Source organism: Natrinema sp. 74 (genome assembly GCF_046097095.1).
Classification (GTDB): domain Archaea; phylum Halobacteriota; class Halobacteria; order Halobacteriales; family Natrialbaceae; genus Natrinema.
In genome coordinates this window covers 2,910,593-2,936,040 of the sequence record NZ_CP175698.1, presented here as the reverse complement: position 1 = coordinate 2,936,040, position 25,448 = coordinate 2,910,593, and the positions used below count along the sequence as shown (strand labels likewise).

The 25,448-nt window shown below is 59.6% G+C and carries 20 protein-coding genes; 12 read left to right on the top strand and 8 right to left on the bottom strand.

The annotated features are described in order from the left end of the window. The first annotated feature begins 102 nt into the window (after positions 1-102). Complete coding sequence (locus ACJ70B_RS14635) at positions 103-444, top strand: ArsR family transcriptional regulator (protein ID WP_408957728.1); 342 nt, start codon at positions 103-105, stop codon at positions 442-444. Positions 445-483: 39 nt separating this feature from the next. Here ACJ70B_RS14635 and ACJ70B_RS14630 read toward each other — a convergent pair whose 3' ends face one another. Continuing rightward, a complete protein-coding gene (locus tag ACJ70B_RS14630; RefSeq protein ID WP_408957727.1) occupies positions 484-1,167 on the bottom strand; it encodes an HAD-IIB family hydrolase in 684 nt (227 codons plus the stop codon). A 267-nt stretch (positions 1,168-1,434) separates the two neighbouring features. On the opposite strand from ACJ70B_RS14630, the gene ACJ70B_RS14625 reads away from it, so the two are divergent. Beyond that, entirely contained in the window at positions 1,435-1,728 is a 294-nt protein-coding gene (locus ACJ70B_RS14625) for a HalOD1 output domain-containing protein (protein ID WP_408957726.1), read from the top strand. Between the two features lie 173 nt (positions 1,729-1,901). On the opposite strand, the gene ACJ70B_RS14620 is transcribed toward ACJ70B_RS14625, so the two are convergent. Continuing rightward, positions 1,902-2,975, bottom strand: coding sequence for a hypothetical protein (locus ACJ70B_RS14620; RefSeq protein ID WP_408957725.1), 1,074 nt, complete (start codon positions 2,973-2,975; stop codon positions 1,902-1,904). A 3-nt stretch (positions 2,976-2,978) separates the two neighbouring features. Beyond that, positions 2,979-4,520, bottom strand: coding sequence for a glycerol kinase GlpK (gene glpK, locus ACJ70B_RS14615; RefSeq protein WP_408957724.1), 1,542 nt, complete (start codon positions 4,518-4,520; stop codon positions 2,979-2,981). 313 nt (positions 4,521-4,833) lie between these two features. Here glpK and glpA point away from each other — a divergent pair, with 313 nt between their 5' ends. From glpA to ACJ70B_RS14590, 5 genes are all read left to right on the top strand, one after another. Continuing rightward, positions 4,834-6,507 (top strand): anaerobic glycerol-3-phosphate dehydrogenase subunit GlpA, encoded by a 1,674-nt coding sequence (glpA, locus tag ACJ70B_RS14610; protein ID WP_408957723.1) that lies wholly within the window; start codon positions 4,834-4,836, stop codon positions 6,505-6,507. Further along, on the top strand, positions 6,508-7,809 hold the full coding sequence (glpB, locus tag ACJ70B_RS14605; protein ID WP_408957722.1) for a glycerol-3-phosphate dehydrogenase subunit GlpB: 1,302 nt from the start codon (positions 6,508-6,510) through the stop codon (positions 7,807-7,809). 112 nt (positions 7,810-7,921) lie between these two features. Continuing rightward, positions 7,922-9,271: an anaerobic glycerol-3-phosphate dehydrogenase subunit C gene (locus tag ACJ70B_RS14600; RefSeq protein WP_408957721.1), complete on the top strand. Its 1,350-nt coding sequence runs from the start codon at positions 7,922-7,924 to the stop codon at positions 9,269-9,271. Continuing rightward, the gene (locus ACJ70B_RS14595; protein WP_408957720.1) at positions 9,271-10,431 is read left to right on the top strand and encodes a Cdc6/Cdc18 family protein; all 1,161 of its coding nucleotides are present in this window, start codon (positions 9,271-9,273) and stop codon (positions 10,429-10,431) included. Before ACJ70B_RS14600 ends, ACJ70B_RS14595 begins: the two co-directional genes overlap by 1 nt. A gap of 63 nt (positions 10,432-10,494) precedes the next feature. Continuing rightward, positions 10,495-12,567: a hypothetical protein gene (locus ACJ70B_RS14590; RefSeq protein WP_408957719.1), complete on the top strand. Its 2,073-nt coding sequence runs from the start codon at positions 10,495-10,497 to the stop codon at positions 12,565-12,567. 102 nt (positions 12,568-12,669) lie between these two features. On the opposite strand, the gene ACJ70B_RS14585 is transcribed toward ACJ70B_RS14590, so the two are convergent. Together ACJ70B_RS14585 and ACJ70B_RS14580 are read right to left on the bottom strand one after the other, a co-directional pair. Beyond that, positions 12,670-12,804, bottom strand: coding sequence for a hypothetical protein (locus ACJ70B_RS14585; RefSeq protein ID WP_408957718.1), 135 nt, complete (start codon positions 12,802-12,804; stop codon positions 12,670-12,672). Between the two features lie 266 nt (positions 12,805-13,070). Further along, entirely contained in the window at positions 13,071-15,974 is a 2,904-nt protein-coding gene (locus ACJ70B_RS14580) for an oligosaccharyl transferase, archaeosortase A system-associated (protein WP_408957717.1), read from the bottom strand. Positions 15,975-16,147: 173 nt separating this feature from the next. On the opposite strand from ACJ70B_RS14580, the gene aglG reads away from it, so the two are divergent. The 4 genes from aglG to ACJ70B_RS14560 all read left to right on the top strand — a co-directional run bounded on the left by aglG (position 16,148) and on the right by ACJ70B_RS14560 (position 21,301). Next, positions 16,148-17,107, top strand: a complete 960-nt coding sequence (aglG, locus tag ACJ70B_RS14575; RefSeq protein WP_408957716.1) for a glucosyl-dolichyl phosphate glucuronosyltransferase — start codon at positions 16,148-16,150, stop codon at positions 17,105-17,107. Between the two features lie 352 nt (positions 17,108-17,459). Then, entirely contained in the window at positions 17,460-18,707 is a 1,248-nt protein-coding gene (locus tag ACJ70B_RS14570) for a glycosyltransferase family 4 protein (protein WP_408957715.1), read from the top strand. Between the two features lie 89 nt (positions 18,708-18,796). Continuing rightward, positions 18,797-20,518, top strand: a complete 1,722-nt coding sequence (locus ACJ70B_RS14565; protein ID WP_408957714.1) for an asparagine synthase-related protein — start codon at positions 18,797-18,799, stop codon at positions 20,516-20,518. Positions 20,519-20,617: 99 nt separating this feature from the next. Continuing rightward, positions 20,618-21,301 carry a hypothetical protein gene (locus tag ACJ70B_RS14560; protein WP_408957713.1) on the top strand — a complete coding sequence of 228 codons (684 nt, stop codon included), beginning with the start codon at positions 20,618-20,620 and terminating at the stop codon, positions 21,299-21,301. Here the strand turns inward: ACJ70B_RS14560 and ACJ70B_RS14555 are convergent. The 3 genes from ACJ70B_RS14555 to ACJ70B_RS14545 form a co-directional block, all read right to left on the bottom strand. Next, the gene (locus ACJ70B_RS14555) at positions 21,298-21,870 is read right to left on the bottom strand and encodes a hypothetical protein (protein WP_408957712.1); all 573 of its coding nucleotides are present in this window, start codon (positions 21,868-21,870) and stop codon (positions 21,298-21,300) included. The two genes, ACJ70B_RS14560 and ACJ70B_RS14555, sit on opposite strands and share 4 nt — an antisense overlap. A gap of 351 nt (positions 21,871-22,221) precedes the next feature. Further along, positions 22,222-23,280 carry an NAD-dependent epimerase/dehydratase family protein gene (locus ACJ70B_RS14550; protein ID WP_408957711.1) on the bottom strand — a complete coding sequence of 353 codons (1,059 nt, stop codon included), beginning with the start codon at positions 23,278-23,280 and terminating at the stop codon, positions 22,222-22,224. 38 nt (positions 23,281-23,318) lie between these two features. Further along, positions 23,319-24,419 (bottom strand): glycosyltransferase family 4 protein, encoded by a 1,101-nt coding sequence (locus ACJ70B_RS14545; RefSeq protein ID WP_408957710.1) that lies wholly within the window; start codon positions 24,417-24,419, stop codon positions 23,319-23,321. A gap of 85 nt (positions 24,420-24,504) precedes the next feature. On the opposite strand from ACJ70B_RS14545, the gene ACJ70B_RS14540 reads away from it, so the two are divergent. After that, a complete protein-coding gene (locus tag ACJ70B_RS14540) occupies positions 24,505-25,446 on the top strand; it encodes a UDP-glucuronic acid decarboxylase family protein (protein WP_408957709.1) in 942 nt (313 codons plus the stop codon). The last annotated feature ends 2 nt before the right edge of the window (positions 25,447-25,448 follow it).

Sequence of the window (25,448 nt, the reverse complement as noted above, 5' to 3'; positions counted from 1 at the left end):
ATTCAGCCGATTTCGACGGAGCATTCATCGTCCAGATGGCTGTGAGAATCCTTGCGACGAAAGGGTATAGGCTCAACACGACGCGTCCGGTAGCTCAATCCGATGATCAATGACCTCCTCACCATCGTCGCGAACGACTACCGACGCTGCCTGTTACTCGCTCTCCTCGAGCGAGACTGCACTCGACAGACGGGTGGCCGGCTCCCCGATGACATCGCGATCAGCGGCGTCATGCGTGACGCGCAGGTGGCCGAGCTACGCCACTGTCACCTCCCGATGCTGGCCGAGGGCAACCTGATCGAGTGGCACCGTGAAGAAAACCGGGTCGCCAAGGGACCCCGCTTCGACGATATCGAACCGCTGCTCGAGATGCTCTCCGAGCACGCAGAGGACCTTCCATACCGGATACGAGGGGTACAACGCCAGTCGCTGTCGGTCGACTGAGGATCTCACCGGCCACCGCCCGCCGAACGGACACGGCCACTATGACGAGTCGCGAATCCGATCGAAGACCGCCAGCGTCCCGTCGGCGTGAACGTCGTCGAGCACCTCGTCGGCCGCGTCTGTGGCGGCCGCGTCGGCGTTCCCGACGGCGAAGCTCCGGCCGACGACGTCGAACGTCGACGCGTCGTTGATCGAGTCCCCAACGGCGACGCAGTCCGCGAGGTCGACGCCGACGTGGTCGGCGATCCGCGCGACGCCGTCGCCCTTGTTCGGCGCAGCGTCCTTGACGTGGTAGGCGTAGCCGGTGTCGATCACCTCGAGGCCGTGGGCGGCGGCGATCTCGCGCAGTGGCTCGATCGGCTGCTCTAAGTTGACGGCGATTTCGGTCTCGCGCCAGCGGTTGACGGTGTCTTCCTCGCCCCAGCCGAGGTCGTAGCCGGCGGCGCGGTACTCCTCGGCGACGGCCTGAGCGGCCTCGCGGTCGGCGGTGAAGAACACGTCGTCGCCGGTGTAGACGACGCCGCCATTTTCGGCGACGACGAGTTCCGGAATCCCGACGAAGTGACAGAGCGCGACGGGGTAGGGGAAGGCCTTCCCCGTGGCGATCATGACGGGCGCGTCCCACTCGCGCAGCGGGTCGAAGACGCGGGGGTCGATGCCCCAGCCGTCAGGGCGAGTTAGGGTCCCGTCGACGTCGAGAACGAGCGGCGGATCGGCTGCCATAGCGTCACTCGAGGGCCGGGCAGCCTAAAAGAGTCGGTTCGGACGCTCGAGGATTCCCATCGGCTGCCCGGTCGGAACGACGCTTCGCGGTCTCGTCGACGTCCGTTTCCTCCGGGACCTGTGTTCGGTCCGGGTGTGGACTGTCCGTCTCTTAGAGCCCTCACCGTTCACCGCTTTTCCCAGGGTAGAGGGGGTGAGAACGCGACTAACGACGCTGCACGTGCTACGAGAAGGTCTATGAGTAGCGGACTGTGTGATTTTATTGTTATGGTCTCGCCTGGCACGTACGACGGCGAACGACATCACCTATACGTAGTCGACGAGAACCGACCGCTGAGTGCGGCAGTGTTAGACGCGGTCGCCGAACACGAAGATATCGACCTGATGGAGGCCGAATTTCGCCTCTACGACGTCATCGACCCGTCGGCGCTCAACAGGGTGTTTCAATTCAATTCGGATGTCGCTGCGGGCGTGTCGTTCGCCGTCGGTGATTCGTACGTTTCGCTTCGAGACATCGGCAGTGGCATCGAGATCTGGGTGAGCGATTTCCCGTACGATTGACCCTCATCGGCAAGTGCGTATCGCCCGCACGTACCGCTCGAGGCGCGATCGTAGCCACCGAGTGCGACGATAGCTTCACGTGACTCTCGAGAGTCGCTCGTATCGCGCATCGAACTGTTTCGACAATTTCGATCGCGATACGTCGTCGAGACGAATCGAAAGACGAATCGCGGCTAGATGCCGAGATAGGCCGAATTGGGGAGGATCCCGGCCAGATAGAGAACGCCGAGGACGAACATGAACGCCGCAATCGCCATCGCCGGCGGATCGACGTGCGTTCCCGAATGCGAGTAGAACACACGCTGGCTCACTTCGCCGATGAGACCGCTGATCGCGCCGAACACGCCGGCGACGAGCAGGACGACCGGTTCGCTTCCGACGACCGGCATCGCGATGACCGCGCCCACCGCTCCCAGCAGGGTGATGTGGTGAGTGACCGGGATCTTCTCGACGCCAAGGTTGAGAAAGAGGAGGCTCATCGCCGAGATCGCATAGCCCATGAAAATGCTCCCTGTCTCGAGCCAGATGAAGCCGCCGAGGATCCCGCCGACGATCCCGATTGCGGTGACGCCGCCCCACTCGTACTGGTGGGACAGCCACGGTTCGGTCGCTAACCGGTCGGTCTCGGTCCCGCCGTCGGCCGCGACGCGCGTCTCTTCGCGCTCGAACGGGGACATATCGAGTACGCTGGAGCCCCCGACCCTGCCGACGAGCGGGTAGCCGAAGACGAGTCGCGCCAGGAAGGCCGTCGCCACGACCGAGAGCGCGATGTTGTCCGTCGGGAAGCCGAGTCCGCTCAGTACCTGGGTGATGACCATTCCGAGCGCGCCGAAGATCGCGCCGACCGCGAGGATGTCGGGTTTGGTCCCGAACGCGTACAGGATGTCCTTCCCGAAGTGGTAATCCCAGTCGTCGGGCTCCATCTCGGGATACTTCCGCCCGGCGTAGGCCGTCGCCGCGACGCCGCCGGCGAAGGCGATGTGTGGGCCGGTCACCGCACCGAAGCCGATCGTGTCGGTGACGCCGGTCGCGATATCACCGGCGGGGACGGCCTCAAGCCCGCCGAGTCGTCCCTCGAGGACGGCCAGTCCCTCGCCGAGGAAGACGACAAACCCGGTGAAGACGAACGCGGGCAGCGCGCCAAGCGCCGCGCCGAACGCGCCGCCGGCGAGGGCGGCGATCAGCAAGACGGCAAACGCCTCGAGTTCCATTCCGACGACGGGAACTTGGAACAGCGGCACTAGCATGGGTTATTCCTCCGCGTCCCGCGCCCAGTCGCGCGATCGGTCGACGGCGTCCGACCAGCGGTCGTACCGACGGTCGGCCTCGTCAGGGTCCATCTCGGGTTCGAACTCCGCGTCGACCTGCCAGTTGCTCCGGAGTTCGTCGGGGTCGTCCCAGTAGCCGACGGCAAGTCCGGCCGCGTAGGCCGAACCCAGCGCGGTCGTCTCGTCGACGACCGGTCTGACGATCTCCGAGCCGATGATGTCCGACTGGAGCTGACAGAGATAGTTGTTCTTGACCGCGCCGCCATCAACCTTCAGCGAGGTCATATCGATCCCCGAATCGGCCTCCATCGCTTCCGCCACGTCGCGGGTCTGGTAGGCGATCGATTCCAGCGTCGCGCGGACGACGTGTTCCTTGCGCGTTCCCCGGGTCATCCCGACGATGGTGCCGCGGGCGCGCTGGTCCCAGTGGGGCGCGCCCAGCCCGGTGAAGGCGGGAACGACGTAGACGCCGTCGGTCGTGTCGACGCTGCGGGCCAGTTCCGCCGTCTCGGCCGGGTCGTCGATCAGCGTCATGTCCTCGAGCCACTCGATCGCGGCACCGGTGACGAAGATCGAACCCTCCAGCGCGTACTGGACCGGCTCGCCCGAGCGCTGGAAGCCGATCGTCGTCAGCAGGCCGTGATCGGACGCGACGGCTTCCTCCCCGGTGTTCATGAGGAAGAACGAACCGGTGCCGTAGGTGTTCTTCGCGTCGCCGGCGTCGAAACAGGTCTGGCCGAACAGCGCCGCCTGCTGATCGCCCAGCGCGCCCGCAACCGGGACCTCGGCCTCGAGAAAGCCCGCTGGATCGGTCGTGCCGTAGGTGGCGTCGTCGCTCGAGGGCCGCACCTCCGGGAGCATCGCCTCGGGGATCGAGAACTCCGCGAGGAGTTCGTCGTCCCACTCGAGGTCGTGGATGTTGTACAGCATTGTCCGCGAGGCGTTCGTGACCTCGGTGACGTGTTTGCCCGTGAGGTTGTAGATCAGCCACGTGTCGATCGTGCCAAACAGCACCTCACCGTTTTCCGCGCGGTCGCGGACGTCTGCCGGCCGCGAGCGCTCGAGTTTGATCGGATCGGCGTTGTCGAGCAGCCACTCGGCTTTCGTCGCCGAGAAGTAGGCGTCGGCCTCGAGGCCGGTCTTCTCGCGGATGGTCTCGACCAGACCCGTGTCTTCGAGTTCCTCGACGCGGTCGGTCGTCCGCCGGTCCTGCCAGACGATGGCGTTGTGGACCGGTTTGCCGGTGTCGGCGTCCCACAGCAGCGTCGTCTCGCGCTGGTTGGTCACGCCGATGGCCTCAAGTTGGTCGGGACTGATTCCCGCCTGTCCGAGCGCTTGCTCGATGACGGCTTTGGTGTTCTCCCAGATCTCCAGCGGATCGTGTTCGACCCAGCCCGGTTCCGGGTAGATCTGTTCGTGTTTCTCGTACGCGTTCGCGACGACCTGCCCGCCGTAATCGAAGACGATAAAGCGGGTCCCGGTCGTTCCCTGATCGACCGCACCGACGTATGTATTGTCTGTCATAGGTGGTCACCCGTCAACAACACGCGATTCCTTTACTGGCGATCGCATGATATCGATAAACGATTATGACGACCATTATAAATGTTGCCAAATACGTAACTCAGTTTTCATTACCTATGGTGGTGAGAACGCGGCCTTGATTCCCGATAAAACGGGCGCTTCACTGCCGTGAGGCCCCACCTTCGCGGTTACAGTGGCCGACTCGAGTGTGAAACCGACAGCGCCGGTCCATCGGACGTCGTGTGATCGTTATCGGAGCTCCCGCATCGTCGATAAAATGAAGGTGGGGGTGACCGTAGAGGCCGACGAAGAAATGGCACGCGATACCGAGGTCCTCGTCCTCGGCGGCGGCTCGACGGGCTGTGGCATCGCCCGCGATCTGGCGCTGCGCGGGCTCTCTGTCACGCTCGTCGAGCGAGGGACCCTCACCGACGGAACGACCGGACGGATGCACGGCCTGCTTCACAGCGGCGGGCGGTACGCCGTCTCCGACCAGGCCAGCGCGCGCGAGTGTATCGAGGAAAACGAGATCCTCCGAGAGATCGCCGGTCACTGCGTCGAGGAGACCGGCGGTCTGTTCGTCCAGCGCCCCGAGGACTCGGACGACTACTTCCGGGAGAAACTCGAGGGGTGCCGGGCGTGTGGGATTCCCGCCCGCGTGCTCTCGGGGCGGGAAGCGCGCAAGATCGAGCCCTACCTCGCCGACGATATCGAGCGGGCGATCGAGGTCCCCGACGGCGCGGTCGATCCGTTCCGACTCTGCGTCGCGAACGCGATCGACGCCGAGGCCCACGGCGCGCGAATCGAGACCCACGCCGAAGTGATCGACCTCCTGCGCGACGGCGACGAGGTCTCCGGCGCGCGGGTGCGCCACGAGTCCGGCCCCGGAACGCGAACGCACGGCGCGCCCGGCACCACCGAGGAGATCACCGCCGAGTACGTCGTCAACGCGACCGGCGCGTGGGCCGGGCAGATCGGTTCGATGGCCGATCTCGAGATCGAGGTTCGGCCCTCCAAGGGCGTGATGACGATCATGAACGTCCGGCAGGTCGACACCGTGATCAACCGCTGCCGGCCGAAAGGCGACGCGGACATCGTCGTCCCCCACGAGACGACGGCTATCCTCGGAACGACCGACGAGGAGGTCGCAGATCCCGACGACTACCCCGAGGAGCAGTGGGAGGTCGAGCAGATGATCGACACCCTCTCGGAACTCGTCCCCATTCTCGAGGAAGCCCGGACGATCCGCTCCTTCTGGGGTGTCCGCCCGCTGTACGAACCGCCGGGGACCGGCACCGCGGACCCGACTGACATCACGCGCGATTTCTTCCTGCTCGATCACGCCGATCGCGACGGCGTCTCCGGGATGTCGAGCATCGTCGGCGGCAAGTTCACCACCTACCGGGCGATGGCCGAGGAGATTTCGGACCACGTCTGCGAGAAACTCGGGGTGACCGCGACCTGTGTCACCGCCGACGAACCGCTGCCCGGCAGCGAGAACATCGAGACGCTCGAGGCCGGGATGGACGATTTTGGCCTGCGCTCGCCGATCGCCCGCCGGAGCAAACAACGGCTGGGAAGCCGGGCGCGTGAGGTGCTCGAGACGGACGATGCGAATCCGGTGCTCTGCCAGTGCGAGGGCGTCACGCGCGCGGAGGTCTGCGACGCGATCGAGGGATCGGGATCGGATCTGAACGCGGTTCGAATCCGGACGCGGGCCTCGATGGGGAACTGTCAGGGCGGGTTCTGCTGTCGGCCTGTGGCGAACGAACTACACCCCGAGTACGACGAGGCGACGGTCCGCGAGGCGTTCGACGACCTCGTTCGGGAGCGCTGGAAGGGACAGCGCCACGCGCTGTGGGGCGAACAGCTCTCGCAGGCGATGCTCAACTACGCCCTGTACGCGGCGACGATGAACCGCGACCGGGACCCCGCGGACGGATCGGCCGAGATCGACTTCGCGGCGTTCGACGGAGGGGGTCGCTGAATGGCCATCGAGGACGACGTCCTCGTTATCGGTGGCGGACTGGCCGGGGCGACCGCCGCGCTCGCCGCCGCAGACCGCGGTGTGAGCGTTCGGCTCGTCTCAGCCAAACAGAGCACGCTCCGCCACGCCAGCGGGCTGATCGACGTGTTGGGATACGCGCCGGCGGGTGACGGGCTACTCGACGACCCGTTTACGGCCGTCGACGACTGTCCGAACGGTCACCCCTACGAACGGGTGGGGCTCGAATCGGTCCGTGACGCCCTCGCTTTCTTCGACGAGATCGCCGGCGACGCGTACGAGGGTGCGCATACGGACGCGAACGCGCTCGTTCCGACCCACAGCGGCACCGTCAAGCCGACTGCACGGTATCCGGCGGCGAGCGCCGCCGGCCTCGCGAGCGACGACCGCGACGCGCTGCTCGTCGGCTTCGAGACGCTGCCGGACTTCGACGCCCCGCTCGCGGCCCCCCATCTCGAGGCGGCCGGCGTTCCCTTCTCGGCCCGCGGCGTCACGGTTCGGTTTCCCGGCATCGCCCGGGACGACGCGAAAGTCACCCGCTACGCTCACCTGCTCGACCGCGATGAGACCGTGGCGACGGCGGCGGGCGAGACGACCGCCCGCGAGGCCCTCGCCGAGATCGTCCGACCACATCTCGAGGGCGAGGCACGCGTCGGCTTCCCCGCGGTCCTCGGGGACGAACGCGCCGCCGATGTCAGAGCCGCCCTCGCGGACCAACTCGGCGTCGACGTCTTCGAGGTCCCGATGGGGCCGCCGAGCCTCCCGGGGATGCGCCTCGAGGACCTGCTGTACGACGCGCTCGAAGCGGCCGGCGTCCGACTGACGACGGGCGTGCCGGTCGTCGACTACGAGACCGGCGGCGAGACGGGAGCCGCCGATCCCGAGCGGATCGATCGCGCGATCGTCGACCGCAACGGCACCGAGATTCCGCATCGGGCCGAGCAGTACGTGCTCGCGACGGGCGGGCTGGTTGGCAAGGGCGTCCAGTCCGATCGCGAGCGCGTCTCCGAGCCGATCTTCGACTGCCACGTTCCCCATTCGGCCGACCGGTACGACTGGTTCGTCGACGACGTCTTCGGCGACCAGCCCTACGCGCGGTTCGGACTTCCCGTCGACCGCGATCTCCGGCCGCTCGACGCGGCCGACGCCCTGGAGTTTGCGAACCTCCGCGCAGCGGGCGCGGTGCTCGGTGGCTACGACTTCGCGGCCGAGAAGTCCGGCAGCGGCGTCTCGCTCGCGACGGGGTACGTGGCGGGCCGGCGCGCCGCGGAGGGGTGTCGATGACGGCGGGAGAACGCGACTCGAGTAGCGGTATCGAACGATCGCGAACGGGCGACGGACGGGATACCGACGCGCGATCCGAACTAACCGACGACGGACGGACACTGGTGATTCAATGAGCGACGCGGAGCGACCGGCCGACGACGGCGTATCGATCGAGAACGACGAACCGGGCGACGACGAGTTCGAGCCGATTCAGGTGTTCCCCGAGGCCGAGGAGATGGATCTCCGCCCAGGAGCCGACGGCTGTTACAAGTGCTCGACCTGCGACACGAACTGTCCCGTCGCCGAGGTCGACGACGAGTTCCCCGGGCCGAAGTTCCAGGGGCCCGAGCAGTGGCGGCTCAAACGGGGCGAAGACCACGATATCGACGACTCGGTGATGAAGTGCTCGAACTGCATGCGCTGTGACAGCGCCTGCCCCTCCGACGTCCCGCTCTCGCAGATGCATAACACGGCTCGAGGGGAGTACGTCGACGAACAGATGGACAAACTCTCGCGGGAGTACGTTCGCAACCGTCTCCTCGCGAACTACCGGCGACTCGCGCCGCTCGGATCGATGTTCCCGCGGACGGCCAACTTCGTGATGGGGCTGTCGGCGACGCAGTGGCTGGGCGAGAAACTGCTCGGGATCACCGGCGAACGGGAGTTCCCCACGTTCGCGACCGAGACCTTCCGGGAGTGGTGGGCCGCGAGGGGTGGCGCGAAGGTCCAGAGCGACGATAAGCGAATCGCTTACTTCCACGGCTGCTATGCGAACTACAACACCCCTGAGGTCGCGAAGGCGCTCGTGCGGGTCTACGAGCACTTCGGCTACGAGATTCTGGTTCCGGAACAGGACTGTTCGGGAACCCCCATGTTCGCCAACGGGATGCTCGCGGACGCGCGCCGATCGGCCGAGACGAACGTCCGCGAACTCCGCGATGCGCTCGCGGACGGCGCGGATATCGTCGCCTCCTGTAGTTCGTGTTCGATGTCGCTCCGCCAGGAGTACCCCGAACTGTTCGATTTCGAGGGGGTCGAGGACGTCGCGGCGAACACCTGGGACGCCCTCGAGTACCTCCGCGTCCACGAGGACATAGAGCGCGAACTCGAGGAGACCTCGGTCGACGACGAGTTCGACGACTTTGCCTATCACGCGCCGTGTCACGCCAGGAATCAGGGCCTCGACGGCCAGACGGTCGAACTGCTCGACCGCATCGACGGCGTCGCGGCTCACGACGTCGGCGACTCCTGCTCTGGCATCTCCGGCACCTACGGCTGGAAGGCGGAACACTACGAAACCTCCATGGAGATCGGGTCTGAGATGTTCGATCACATGGACGACGCGGACGCAACGCAGGGACTCACCGAGTGTCCCACCTGTTCGATGCAGATGGAACACGGGACCGGCTACGAGATCACCCACACGCTCGAGGTGCTCGAGGCGGCGCTCGTCGGACCTCGGGGGGACGACGCGACGTAATGGACCTTCAGGAACGCATTTCGCGGCGGCGATCGGCCCACGAGGGACGGATCATCGTCGACCGCGACCACCTGTCCCCGGTCGTGCACCGACCGGAGCCGGTCGGCCGAGGGCCGGTCCTCGAGCAGTTGCTTGATGCGCTCGAGCCGCTCTTCGCGGGGACGTTGCCGCCGCCGGTCGCGGTCGTCGGCCCGCCCGGCTCCGGGACGTCGGCGGTCGTGACCGCGCTGTTCGACGCGCTAAACGAGCAGTTCGGCGGAACGGACCGCGCGATCGCCACGACGACGCGAGCCGGGAGCACTGACCCGGTGACGTGGTTCGTCACCGTCGACGGCCGGCGTGTCCAGAGTCCCTTCGCCTTCTATCGCGCCGTGCTCTCGGGGCTCTCGAGCGATCGCGTCCCCGAAAGCGGCGTCGGGACCGACGACCTGCGCGAGCGCCTCCGCGACGGACTCGCCCGGCCGGATCGGCATGCGGTCGTAGCGATCGATCACCACGACGAACCCGAAACCCTCGGAATCGACGCCGTTCGGGAACTGCTCGCGCCGGTCGCGGACAGCGTCGCCACCGTCGCGGTCGGCCAGCGAGAGCCGGACGAACATGCGGGGACGACCGTCACCGTCCCAGCATACCGCGATCACGAACTCGTCGACGTGATCACCGACCGCGCCTCGACGGGGCTCGCCGCCGGCGCGCTCGATCACGACGCCGTTCGCGACCTCGCCGCCTGGGCCGATGGAAACGCTCACGACGCGCTCACGGCCCTGTTCGGTGCCGCGGTCCTCGCTCGCGAGGACGACGCGGCCCAGATCGAATCGCACCACCTCGAGGCGGCGCGAGCCGACGTGCCCGCCGACGGCGTTCACGTCGGCCGTCCGCTCTCGCTCTCGGCGACCCGGCAGCGAACGCTACTCGTGCTCGCCGACCTCGAGCCGACCGACCGGCCGATCGACGACCTCGCGTCCGCCATCGCCGACCGATCGTCGCTGACCGCCGGGACGGTCAAGCGGTTCCTCTACGAACTCGCGGACCGCGACATCCTCGAGCGAGTCCAGTTACCGGCCACGGGCACCGGCCGGCGGCCAAGCACGGTCGAGTCGCGGTTTCCGACGATCGCGTTCCGGGCGCTGACGACGGCGTCGATCGACGACGGCGCGTGAGCCGAGTCGATACAATCCTTTTTGACTGTGCGCCGGAATGGTTGGGGTGATCACAGGCGAGCCATGACGATCGCGTTCGAGGAAACGACGACTCCCGCCGGCCTCGAGATCTACGATTCGATCGAGCAGCGTCGCCTCCAGATCGAAACACCGGGATCAGCGTCGGTCAACGCCGTCGACCCGGACGAGTTCGGATTCCCCGTCGATCGGACCTGCCGACTCGAGACCGACAGCCTCGCGTTCAATCAGCTGTACTCCGTCACCGTTCACGACGAGACCGGGCGCACGGAAGCGAACTTCGACGCGGGCGAGACGACGCGGCTCGCCGATCGCACTCAGTTCGTCGGTCTGAGCGGCCCGATCAAGCTCTACTGCCGGATCGATGCGCCGGGCACGATCGACATCGGGATGACGTCGATCCAGATCACAACCGACCGGGAGACGACGATCGACCTCGGCGCGCGGTCACTCCACGACCGACCGGTAGGGACGATCACCACGCCGGCCGATATCGACTCGCTGACAACGGCCGTCGACGCGCTCCCGTCCGCCCTGAAAACGACCTCACCAGAGCGGACGTGGCCGACGCTGCGCGGCCATCCGCCGCTGCTCGAACTCGGCGATGAACTCGCCGTTCCCGACGCCGTCGAGCCGGCAGACAGCGACATTACCCTCACCGTGCCACGCGACTACGCGTCGCTGTTTCAAGCCGCACCGCTCGCGTTTTTCCTCGGAGCGACGATCCGGACCGGGCCCGAGCCGATGCTCGAGACGCCGCAGTTCGACTACCCGCTCGCGACCGACCGCTCGTTCGAAGACGACGTCGCCACCCTCCTGAAACGGTGTTTCTTTTTAGACTGTCTCACGCGAACCGAGGGCGTCTTCCGGTACGAACTCCTCGAGCGGGCCTCTCTGGCGGACGAGCTATCGTTCGACTTCGCGGGGCTGTACGACCGGCCGCTGGCCCAGCGCCTCGAACGGTATCTCGATGTCCCGTTTGAGACGATCGAGCCGTACGTTCCGCGGTGGCCACTGACCGCTCACGTGCCGGCCGAGCCGGAGAGCGCCACGCTACTGCCGTTCATCGTCAACGAACTCGGAATCGTGCGCGATACCCACGGGCACCCGCCGAACGCCGTCCCTCAGCCGGAGACGGCGAGTGCGGGGCTGGTTCGGGAGGCGACTACGGCCCGGTCGGCCTCGTCGGGTCCGGACGAGTCGCGGTTCATCGTCCCGGCAGTCACCGACGAGGCCATCGAACACGCCTGGTTCGGCGATGGGATCCCCCAGCGCGCGTCGAAAGCGACGCTTGAGGCATACCGCAATCAACTCGCGCACCGCGACCCCAGCGAATCGATCGAGATCCTGCTCGTCTGCAACGACGTGCGCATGATCGACGAACACGACCTCCTCGACGAAACCTACGGAAACCGGGACCTGCTGCCTTTCGAGATCCGCTCGGAGTTCGGGATCGACACGGATCGCCTCGCAACTCTCCTCACCGACGGCGGGTACGACTTCCTCCACTACATCGGCCACGCGACCGCGGACGGGCTTCAATGTCCGGACGGCGACCTCGATATTCGGACGCTCGACTCGGTCGACGTGGGCGTCTTCTTCCTCAACGCGTGCCGGTCGTACGAACAAGGGCTCGCACTCACTCGCCGCGGCGCGTTCGGCGGTGTCAGCACGTACGCCGACGTCATCAACGACCGCGCCGTCACGGCGGGCGAGACCATGGCCAGACTCCTTAACCGCGGTTTCCCGCTTCGGGGCGCGCTCGAGATCGCCCGGACGAACGCGGGCCTGGGTGATCAGTACCTCGTCGTCGGCGACGGCTCGGCGGACATCGCCCAGTCCGACGGCGGCGCGCCGGCGATCATCGACCTCGACCGCGACGGTGACGACCTCGCGTTCGCTATCCGCTCGTATTCGACCAAAGAGTTCAAACTCGGCACGGCGACAGCCTCGACGCTCGAGGCGGTCGAAGATCGCCACCTCAGTCCCGGTACGACGCCGTTTTCGGAGGTCGACCGCGATTCGCTACAGGAGTATCTCACGTGGACCGAGTTGCCGGTGCTCGTCGACGGCGATCTGCAGTGGAACGACGGCATCGGCTCGATCGAAATCGACTAACAGTCCTGGTTTCTCTCCGTCTCGCCTTCTTGGGTAGCGACTTCTCTTAGAAAAGGACGACTTTGCCGTCGGAACGACGCGTTTCGGCTGACGACTGGGACGTTAGGGCCCAACCTGCGAGGTAGTGCCCGCCGCGACCGATCCGGCCTGGCTGAGCAGGACGAACAGGGTGAACAGGGCACCGATCATTCGGGGATGCTGTGCGAGGTAGTTCTTCATGCTGTCTTTCGAAGGCATCACACGCCAATGGTTGTCGCCGTTGGAAATAAATTTATCTTATGCTTGCGCATATGTATTATTATGGATCAACGAACGTCGGAACTGAAGTCGGAGATTGAACTCAGAATCGATCTCAAATAGTGGCCATCGAGGGCTCCCTCGATGGCCGTCGGCGAGAATACTCCGCCCGCGAGCTACTACTTACCGTCTACACGGTGCTTCTCAACCGCCGGCAAAAATGTTCGTCCTTCTGAACCGATTCTGTCGGCTGGTAGCGGTCTCCGTCAGCGGGCCGGCTTCGCTGCGATCCGCTCGAGCGAGGCGGCGGTCCCGTTGTCGGCCGTTCCGTCCGCCGACGAAGAGGAGTCGCCCGAACCGGTACCGTCGGTGTCGGTTTCGTTGCCGGTGCTCTCGTTGCCGGCACTCTCGTTGTCCGACGGGTTCTCGACTTCCTCGAGGGAGACGTCGACCGTCTCGCCGTTGATCACCGCGGGCTCGGGCACAGCCGTCTGCCCGCTGTACTGGCTGATACTGCCATTCTCGGCGGTGATGACGTTGACGGTGTAGTTGCCGGTCGCCTCGACGCTGCTGTTCGTGTAGCCGTCTTCGACGGTGAGTTCGTCGTTGGTCGCGTACGGGACCGTCAACTCGAAGCTCCCGTTCTCGGAGACATCGGCTTGTTGTCTATAGGTGAACGTCCGGCCGGTGTTGGTCTCGAGTTCGACCGCAGCCACGGCGGTGGCGTTTTCAGCGTCAATGCCTGCGGCATCGGCAACACTGCCGGTGATCGTCGCCCCTTCAACGCGCTCGAAGGTTTTCACTGACGAGACGACATGGGCATCCCAGATAGGCCGACCAAGCCCTCGATAGACCTGATTGTTATTGCGGGCCTGCGAGAGTTGGCGTTGAAGCGCTTGCGTCTGGTTGTCCCAGCCGGATCCCCGGAGCGGCAGTGAGTATTGGGGGATTTTCTGTTGTCCGAATGCCATCCCGCCGACAATCGAGTATTTGGCGTTTTCGTGGACTAACCGATAGTGTTCCATTCCTTCCGCATCTTGGAGATACAACGACGAGAGCGTCGTATTGTCGTAGTTTTCGTTCGTGGTCGGCAGTTGTGTCGTCTGGTTCCCGAATCGGAACTGCTCGTTGGAGACGTAGTGGCTGTAGCCGGGCTCGGTCCACCGTGTGATCGCGCTGAATTTCCCGCCAGCCATCTGATCGTCGATCATCACGTACTTGATCGGCTCGCCGGACTCGTTGTCCGACACCGCCTGCCGGAGTTCGTCAGTCGAGTTGCCGACGACGGGCTCGCCCTCCGCGATCGCCTCCATGATCAGCTCACCGCGCTGCTCGAACTCGGCGGTGAAGAAGGCCGACGAGGATCGCGCGTTCTGCTGGAATGGGTTCGAGTGGGGAATTCGCTCGGCCTGTGTGGTTATCAGATGGCCGTAGTCCCACCACGACATGACGCCGTATGCACCCTTAGGATAGTCATAGTTGTCATCGCCGGGTGTGTATGTCCCGTAGTAATCAAGCTGGTCAGCGTTGTTCGCCCCGCCGTAATTGCCCGGCGCGGGTGTGTTCTCTTGGAGCCACTCGTTCGAGCTGTCCCACGTCATCGCGCTGCCATGCGGCCCCGTAGCTTCAGCCTGCTGCCAGGCCGTCGCCTGGGCGAGCGGCGGCAGCAAGGGCGCAAAGAGAAGCAAAACGACGAGGAGGACGACGATCACCTGGTAGGTCTCGATCTGCTTGAGCGAGGAGAGGCTGCTCTCGAGGTCGAGATTAAAGAGTTGGACGAGTTCAGCGACGAACGCCGCGTTGACGACCGCGACCGCAAGCAGCAGGTAGTACATGAACCGGACCTGCGTCGCGGCCATGCTGATGAGAAACAGCGACCAGACGATCATGAGCGTGTGTTCGGCCCGGAACTTCCGGCCGAACAGCGGTCGGATCACGAGGAACGCGAGGCCGGCGAGCATCGTGTAAAACGCCGCGCCGAACTCGGTAAAGACGCGGTTGAAGAAGTCCTCGGGCGGCTGGGCCTCGACGATGGTGAGCGTCCCCGTACTGGGATTGAGCGGGATGAGGCGGCCCGTAAGGTTTCCGATGAACGTACTGTAGAGGGTAGGCAGTGCGACCCGCATAACGAGTAGGCCGACGATGGCGATGCCGATGATCGCGGCCGGGTAGTAGCGGCGCTCTATGCCACGGTTGTTCCACTCGCGGGCGAACCAGGCCATGAAGACACAGCCGATGGCCACGAGGAGAGCGGTCAACGGCTGAAGTAATGTGAACCCAGTGACTCCAATACCAATTCGCTCGATGAGCAACGTCGTCAGGATCGCCGTGACGCCCATGCTGACCGCACCGACGAAGGCGATGTGGTCCGGGGAGACGCCGCGGACGTAGTCGAGGATGAGTTGGACGGCGAAGTAGACGCCGAAGATGCCGATCAGCAGAACCCCGGCCGGCCAGATCCAGATGTAGAGCGTGAGGGCGACGCCGGCGAGAACGCTGTAGATCGTGGGGGTACGGAGGGCAGTCCAATCGCGGTCGGCGATCAGTTCGTAAATCGGCTTCTCACGCTCGCCAGCGGTGAGGGAGACCATCATCGCAACGACGGCGATCGCCATAAAGAGGATCTCGCCGACGTGGTGGTCGAGTTGACCGACCGTCGAGCGCGCGAGGAACTGCCCCTTCACGAGCGCGAGCACGATCACGGAAACAAGTCCACCGAGCGTCCCGCCGAGTCGGCGGCCGGCGTAGAAAACCGGGATAGCGGTGAGCGCGGCCATGACGGGAATCGAAAGGAGTGCAACCGCGTACAGCGTCTGGGTCGAGGGATCGCCGAGGCCGACGATCATCGCCGCGGTGACGATCAGTTGGTCGTACAGGGTACCGAACTGGCCCACGTAGCTACCGGACGGAAACCCCGTCCAGACCTCGTACGGCATCGTATGGGGGTAGTTCTCAGCCGTCCATCGGATCGTCCGCCAGTGATACCACGAGTCGACGCCCGCCAGTGCGGGCGCGCCATCGTCTGTAACGAACCGGCTGTATGACTGGGTACGCACCCAGACCATAAACAGCATCACGACCCCGAGGACGGGGAGGTGATACCAGTCGCGCCACGACTCGAGGAAGGAGGTTGCGGTTCCCTCCTCGACACGTTCAGTGTCCGTACTCATTACGGTGTACCAACTCCAAGCGAAGAATAAGCCTTGTCATCTATTCGCGACTGTTTGATATCCAGTCTTCAAACAGTGTTGCTCTCGCGACGGTCTATTGTATCTATTTGTGGCGGGCAAAATAGTATCCCGAAGGAAAAGGCTTATTCTCGACTCACCGAAACGCGTCTTCGATGAAGGTCTCCGTCGTCATCTGTACCTACGCGATGGACCGCTACGATGTCTTTTCCGAGTGCGTCGACAGCATCCTCGCACAGACGTACGAGCCGCTCGAGGTCGTGCTCGTCGTTGACGGGAATGAAGACGTGTTTGAGCAGGTTCAAGAAGACTACGGCGATCTCGATGACGCAGTTTTCCACTGCAATAACGAGAACCAGGGAATCTCGCACAGTCGGACGAAGGGGGCAAAACTCGCGTCTGGTGAGATCGTCGCGTTTATTGATGACGATGCCGTTGCTGAGGAAGATTGGATTGCAGAGATAGTTCGAGTCTACCAAGAGACCAACGCGATCGCAGTCGGCGGCCATGTCGCACCAGATTGGGTAACTGAGAAGCCGGACTTCTTCCCAGAAGAATTCTACTGGTTAGTTGGCTGTGACGAACGTGGGATGGGCGAGCATATGGAAGAACTGCGGAACACTTACGGCTCAAATATCTCCTTTCAGCGCGACGTGTTCCTGAGCGTTGGGGGATACGACGAAAATACTGGTCGGCAGGGCGACCGCCATATCCAGGCCCACGAAGCACCGGTTTGTATTCGGATGGCAAATAAGTACGGCAAAGGTGTGATATACAACACTGACGCAGTGGTACACCACAAACTGTTCAACTATCGTGGCGATTTTCGGTGGCTCGTCGGCCGGTCGTTCTGGCAAGGGTACTCGAAACGGATTATGGATCTGCTGTTGCCCGAAGCAAAGGGGGACAAGAATCAGTACTTGGCACAGCTCATGTTCACGTTCGTTCCGATACGGTTGATGGAACTCCTCTCTGACCCATCTATCTCGAAAGTGAAACAGTTAATTGCAATTAGCATCTTCACTGTTACGGTCGGTCTGGGATATCTATACGGGGTTCTCCGAGTCGACCGCTCACAGCTGGCCACGACCGGCAATGCTATGGAACCCGTATGAGAGGGTCTTGAAGCGACGCTCATCCTCGATCTGGGTTGGAGGCAAATCGAATCAGAAATGACCATAGTATCGAAATTTTTGAAAGCGTTAATAAACTCGACTCATGGATATAAACTCCCCAGGGTGGACATATGAGGGTATCTAACGTGTCTAATTCGTCCTTCGAGGGGAACCCGAGCGAAACTCGCAGAAATTGGCTATCTTTACTTGCGAAGCTATCGCGGCGGCCAGATGTGAATGTCCATGAGTAGAGGTGCTTAATCGATTCGTTCGATGAGAACGTTTTTGTTCGAAACCCGAGAACGCTTCTCGTAGACGCAGTTGGTTCGGCTGCTCGTCCCTCGTCTCGACCATGTCCGAAGATATAGACGTTCGTCCACTGCTCGTAAACGCCTCGGATACCGGCGGCTCAGCGACGGCGACGAAACGGATTCACCATGCACTGAGATCGATCGGCGTCGATTCCCACATGCTCGCTCAGGAGAAGTCGACTAGCGATGCCACGATATCGGGTCCGGAGTCGAAGCTAGAAACGGCGTGGAGCCTCGCTCGACCACACGTGGACATGCTGCCACTTCGCCTCTACGGGGAGCAAAGCGGGTTCATGGTCAACTGGCTCCCCGAACGGATGAACCGACGGATTGAGACAATCGATCCGGACGTCGTCCATCTGAACTGGATGGGACGAGGAACGATGTCGATCCGATCGATCGGCAACATCGACCGACCAGTCGTCTGGCGGCTCCCTGATATGAGTGCGCTCACCGGCGGCTGTCATTACGCGTACGGCTGTGATGGTTTTGAATCAAACTGTGGATCCTGTCCACAACTCGATAGCAACTTCGACTACGATCTCTCACGACTAACCTGGCATCGGAAGAATCACCATTGGGACGACCTTGATCTAACGGTCGTTACTCCAAGCACATGGCTGGCCGATCAAGCTCGTAGAAGCTCGTTATTCGGCAATCACCGAATTGAAGTGATTCCGAACGCGCTCGATACTGATATCTACAAGCCTCGAGATAGCTCGCTGGGGCGGGAGTTGTTCGATCTACCGACTGAAAAACGCCTTCTACTGTTCGGTGCGGTGGATCCGATGGGAGATCACCGCAAAGGCGCAGATCTACTCCAGGCGGCGCTCAAGAACCTATCATCCTCACTCAAGGAGATGGAGGTAGTGATATTCGGATCCGACGAGCCAAAGGAACCGCCCGATTTCGGTTTTCCGTCGAATTATGTCGGGTATCTCCACGACGATGCTAGCCTTGCACTATTATATAGTGCAGCCGATGCAATGGTGGTCCCGTCGCGGTATGAAGGATTCGGTCAAACCGTTTCGGAATCACTTGCATGCGGTACCCCTGTCGTCGCATTCGATGCAACTGGCCCGAGGGATATTATTGATCATAAAGAAAGCGGTTATCTCGCGGATCCATATGACATAGATGATCTTCAAACGGGAATCCGATGGGTGATAGAAGACGATTCGAGGAGTTCCTCCCTCGGTAAGATGGCACGAGAGCGTGCAGCAGATCAATACAAAATGGCAGATATTGCTGAGAAATATCTTGGTGTTTACCGGGGTATGATCGGCTAATTTTGGTTGTCTTCGGTGGGGATTCATGTATGTTTAGGTATGTCCGATAAAACCAGATTTTATCATCTTTGAATCGCCCTCTATGATTGATGGTCGAATTGATTGGGGACTCCACAGGAAAATCTCCTGTCTTCTCCTCTAAAGAGCGGTTTCAATATGAATCGTGGTATGAGTACGATGAGTCGCACACGGACACGTTTCAACTTGGCTTCTATCATCACGGAGATCGAGATCCGGGTGATTGGTCCGTCGTCTCAACTGACTGGATCGAAGGCATGGTTTATGGCTACATACTTCACCCGAATAGTGATGCGAGTTTGGAGGGCATTCTTGAAGCAGTTGTCGAGAAACCAGATGAAACTCTCGCTCTGTTGAGTGGATCCTTTGCACTAGCCGTTGCAACGGACGACGAGCTTATTATTGCCTCTGACAAGATCGGATCCAGACCCATCTATTATACGCCACATCGCGAAGGTGCTTTCTCTACACATCCTGGTGCACTCGTCCCGGCGCTTGACGATCCCAGCGTCAATACGCGAGCAATAAGTGAGATGCTCCAGACTGGGTTTTCTTGGGGAGAAAAAACTCTCGTCTGTGGAATCAACTGTCTTCCAGTCAGCTCATATCTTCGGTGGTCTGATCACACACTTGAAACAAAACGGTACTGGCAGTTTAACGCAACTGTTTCGGACGCAAACTACGTATCTGACGTTTATAATACGTTTACCAGCGCGACATCCGATGCTGTGGAAACTGTTCCTGACGAGGCTCGTGTAGGAACATACCTTTCAGGAGGACTTGACAGTCGGTTATTAAGTGGAGTACTAGCGGAGTACGAGAGCGATCTAACGTCGTACACGTACGACGCTAATCCTGGCGGTGGAGTAAATCTCGAGCTTGCAAGGCAGTTGGCCGATAGAATTGGGATCGATAATACATCTCTCGAGTATGATCCACAATCTACTGCGAAATTCATGGAAGAAGCGATACGACGGACAAGCGGACTCCAATCATGGCATGAGTTCCATGGTATATCAGGAAAGCTAAAACAGTTCTCTGACGAACTTGATGTCGTTTTCTGGGGAGCAGGCCAGGGGGAACTCTTTGGCGAGGATATTCCTCATGATATTTGTTGCGGTAATCCGATAAAGAAGCTTTCGTCGTACTGGTCATCAGACATATCGGACCAAATCTTAACCGATGCACCCGATATACGAGATACCATTGCAACGGAGTATAGAAAATCAGAACATGATACGGAGTATGCACGGTCGACCGATCTGATACTTAGGAATTATTATTCGAACGGTCATGCGAGAGGGAATATCGAAAGAACAGTGGCAGGCTTCCGCTGTATCCATGCAGATACCCGCGTGATTGAGAAGTCAACCCCTGTTCCACCTGCGTACCGGTGGGGCCCTGTTGCCGAATACGGGAGAATCTTCAGCCATAGTATGTCGAAACTGAAGTTAGAACTTGTTCGTCGACACGCTAGCGGTATTGAACAAGTATCGTATGAACGAACAGGCTTTCCGCCGAAGAGGTCTGTTTACCTACATGATATGGCCGAGAAGTATAAAAAAGGGATAAAAAAGAGTTCGCAGTCCCTTCAGGGGAAATGGTATCGAGAGAGTAGTATTCTCCAAGATACTGTCGATCCCTATCTCAATGACGTAATGTATCGAGAGTTCATAAACGCGGATGCGGTAAGCGATCTCCGCACGGAGCATCTATCTTCTACAAAGGACCATATTGATCCGCTTGCGAAACTTTCTACAATCGAAATTTGGCTTCAAGAGTACGTTGACTAAATTAATAAGGATGACAAATATTATTCCACAGGAACAGTTAGAACCCATCATTAGGTGAGAAACCGAAGGAATCAATATTCGGTCACCGCTGGGCTACGTATGGAACGGCCTACGTTTCTGGAACGATCTATACTTTATTCGAAAATCCGCTCAGCATATGACAATTACATACGCCCTCATCTTCCACGAAAGATTGGTGTCTATAATGGTGTACCTGTCCGAGATCGGGCACTTTTTGATATCACTGACGAACAGCCAGACTATGAAGGAGCACTTATTTCTGCCCTCCGGAATGCCATTATGACTTCCGACAGATGCGTCGTCGTTGGTGGTGGTCGGGGGGTTTCCGGCGTGGTCGCTGCAAACTCAACCGGCCCAACTGGCCAGGTCTGGGTATACGAAGGAAGTCGGGACCAGGCAAAGCTTGTTCAAGAAACACTAGAACTCGCGCAAGTATCTAAATGGACGAATGTAAATCACGCGGTTGTTTCAAAAAGTATGAATATATACGGCGACCCAGGTAGCGCAAATACAGTTTCGGCGGATGAACTTCCAGAGTGCGACGCGCTCATTCTTGACTGCGAAGGGGCAGAAATTGATATTATTAACGACCTTTCTCAAAAACCGAATACCATTATCGTTGAGACACATGGCATATTTGACTCACCCGAGTCAGATGTCCGTATCGCTTTAAAAAACGCTGGGTACAATGTCGTAGATAAGAAAACGGAATACGAAGACAGAGGCATTCATGTATTAACAGCAATTTCCGATGGAAACTAGATTCTCCGTAAAACAGCATCAGAGAAGTATCTTAGTGCAGCTATCCGTTCCCACCATGACGTCCGCAGTTTATGAAACTCCCTATCGAATTTCCGATCGACAGCTACGTAGTCATGACTATCGATAGGAAATTCAATATTTCCCCTAGGAATGTTTGCCATATTTGAACTTTCGTCAGTAGTGTTTGTCGCATTATCTCCGAACCCAACGTTTGTTACCAAGTTCTGGGCAGGAACGACAGAGAGTCCAGAGTTGATATGTCTCGCGAATCCCCATTGGTAGTCCCAGGTCTCAATCTCTCCCTCATACGTCCGCTCGTATACTGTCCGTAGATACTCGTACTGGCTCCTGCTAGCAAGAACATCCTGGAGACGGCGTTTCACCGTTTCTTGGCCCCAAAGATCCATTTCCGGGTCGTACTTCTCCCACGTTTGTCGCCAAGTGGCCCAGCCCCAAATCCCACCGTAGTACGAGAAATGATAATCCTGTTGTTCAGACTGCCATTCTCCTAGATAATTCGTCCCGCTGATATCCCAAATCCGTTTATCACCTTCGTACTCTTCCAGCATTATGTCACAGAATCTGAAAAAACTCCGATTTGGCACACAATCGTCTTCTAGAATAATTGCACGATCCTCGTTCGAGAAAATCGTTTCAAGACCAGTTACGAACCGTTGCTTTAGACCGAGGTTTTCAGTCGCGTATTCACGATGGACTGTACAGTCCCAGTCGATTGACTCTGTTATCGCGCGCGTCCGTTGACAATTTTCTCGATCGCTAGCGATGTCCGCACGCGGGCCATCGGCCACAACATAAAGCGTGTCAGGCTCAACGTCTCGGATCGTTTCGAAGACTTTCTCGGTCGTCTCAGGCCGATTAAAGACGAAGATTGCGACCGGACTGCTCAACGAGGACATGGGTTACTCAACACCCGAGAGCCACTCTGCATACCGCGTGATACCGTCGTCAAAATCGACTTGCGGCTCCCAGTTAAGATACTCTTTCGCTCGAGAGATATCCGACACGTACACCTTCTGGTCGCCCTCCCGCCACTCGTCGTAAGTTACATCCGTCGTCCACCCGTGATCCCTCTCCAGAAGATTGAGGAGTTCGACGAGACTCGTCGTGTTCCCCGGTCCACCCCCCATGTTGAATACGGCTGGTTTGTCTGTCGGATCAGAGAGGAACGCATCGTAGGCGCGGATCAAATCAGTTACATAGAGGACATCCCGAACCTGTTTTCCGTCCCCGAAGATGGTAATCGGTTCCGCTCGTTTCGCGCTGATTGCGAAGTGAGCAACCCATCCTTGATCCTCGTTTCCGAACTGTCGGGGACCATAGATGCAGCTCATTCGAAACGCGGCTGCATCCACCTTGTTCCGTGTGGCGTAATCTTGAACGTAGAGATCACCGGCTAGCTTCGACACGCCATAGGGTGTATGTTCGCAGTCATCGATAGAGAGGGACTCGGGAATGCCACCATCATACTCCGGAGTATCATACCAATATCTCGTATCTTCTTCTCTCACCGAAATCCCATTTACGTTGTCGCCATACACCTTGTTGGTTGAGGCGAATACAACCGCTGGATCACTTTCTGCCGACGAAGCAGCATCTAAGACGTTAAACGTCCCTTCTGCGTTCACCTGAAAATCATAATGTGGCTCCTCCAAAGAGGCAGTTACCGCTACTTGTCCGGCGGTATGGACGATCGCATCGTGGCCTTCAACGACATCAAAGAGCTGGTCGCGATCGCGAACATCACCATCGACGAAAGAAATATTGGGATAGTTCTCCTTGAGGTAGTTTCGGTTAAAAGACCCGGTATCTCTCGTTTCGTCGGCTGTTTTGAGGGATGAAACGCGGCTCATATTGTCATATACAGTTACTTCGGTATCCCGTTCTGCATAGAACTCCGCGGCGTGACTACCGACAAACCCGGCGCCGCCTGTGACCAAAACCTGTGAAGGCCGACTCATAGAACAAAGAGAGAATCTGAGGCCAAAAAGCGTACTGTTTATCGGACGCTATTGTACATTTCGACGTGACTTTCTGCTACAGTTGAGATATCAAAGTCTCGAATCCGATCAGCGGCGTTCGAGAGCTTGGTCGTTCGAACAGTTTCGTCTACGAGCAATGTTCGGAGAGCATCAGCGACCGTTTCTGGATCATCTTCGTCGTCGACAACGATACCCGCATCGTCGATTGCCTCCGGTGCACCACCGTGTTTCGACCCGACGACAGGAGTTTCGGCTGCTTGCGCCTCAATATATACGATTCCAAATCCTTCCACGTCGTAACCATCTCGATGAGGGACCATCGCAAATGCATCGGCCTCCGCAAGTAATTTACGTTTCTCTTCACCGTTGACCCATCCGGGGAAGCGGACATCGTCTCTTCCGAAAACGAGTTGCTCTAACTCCTCTCGATTTGTCCCATCTCCCGCCACGACGAGTTCCCGCCCGTCCCGAACATCGTTATCAAGTTGCGTCCAGGCTTTGATCACCGTCTCGATGTTCTTTCGGTCGACGAACCGTGACATCGTAACCACCGGTCCACGTCCGTTGGTATTCGTCTCTCGAACCGTACGCTGATATTCGTCGATGTCGATTGACGGCGGAATGATCTCCGTTCGTACCGTATCCGGTGCGACATTGACTACCAGCGATTCCGTAAATTCAGTGAGAGCATGAACGATGTCGACATCTCGAGTCGCTCGAGCGGCCAAAGGACGGTTCCCTAACTCCAGCGCGTACGTCGAGAGCACCGTTGGAATCTCCTGTTCTCGAGCCGCGACGATTGCAGGCCAGTCCATCACGTGCATCCCGTGGACAATGTCGGGATCAAATGTGGTAATCGCGTCAACGGTTCGCCGATAGACGGCGTTCATATAAATGTAGTCCCGAGAGGTGATACCATCGATCGAATAGTACCACTGCGGTCGTGGAACTAAATCACTCACCAACCAGTCAAAGTCTCCGCGATCAACGTGAAGAACCTCTACCTCGTGACCTAGCTGTTTCAAGCCTCTCTCGAGGTTTTTTACGATAGTTTGAATGCCACCTGGTGGCGGCGGATAGTCTACCGTTACAAGGAGAACTCGCAGCGATTCTGCCATGCATGAACGGGAATTCCGGAATGGCAAAAAGAATTCTCTTTGGAATTTCGAACGGGATAAGTATCCCGGGTGAATTAATCGCGGTATGAATTCGCAGTCCGCACTTGTGGCTGGCGGTGGCGGCTTTGTCGGGAGCCACCTATGTGAATCACTTCTGGAGGATGACTACGACGTTTTTTGTCTCGATAATTTCGGAAGCGGAAGGCCGGAAAACCTCTCACACCTAACCGAGAGAGATGACTTCAAAACGATCGAGGCGGATATCCGTGAGCCGCTTGACTTACCCCCGGTTGACGAGGTCTATCATCTTGCTTCCCGTGCTTCTCCGAAAGATTTTCAGCAATATCCAGTGCGAATCGCATTGACGAACACGAAAGGAACGAAAAATCTCCTCGACTACGCAGTTGACCATGACGCGACGATGCTGTTCGCATCGACTAGCGAAGTATACGGCGATCCAAAAGTCCACCCTCAGACGGAGTCCTACAATGGAAACGTAAACATCCGCGGTCCACGGGGCTGCTACGATGAATCGAAGCGATTCGGCGAGACGCTTACCGTCGCATATCACAACCAATATGATCTTGATGTACGGACAGTGAGAATATTCAACACATACGGCCCCCGTATGCGAGCTGACGACGGGCGGGTTATCCCAAACTTCCTTACTCAGGCGATCCGCGGTGACGATCTCACGGTATACGGAGACGGTACGCAAACACGCTCTTTCTGTTATGTTTCCGATCTTGTTCAGGGGATACGTCAAATAATGAAAATAGACGAAATGGCGGGCGATGTGGTTAATTTGGGGAACGACCGTGAGATCACCATCAAAGAGCTTGCGAAGACAATACTCGAGGTTTCCAAAACGGAAAGTGGTATTACGTACGAACCGCTTCCGGAAGATGATCCTACCCGACGTCGTCCTGATCTGTCAAAATCAGACCAACTGTTCGATTTTGATCCGACAGTCGGCCTCGAGATAGGACTAAAACGGACTATCGACTATTTCGAAGATCAGATCTAAAG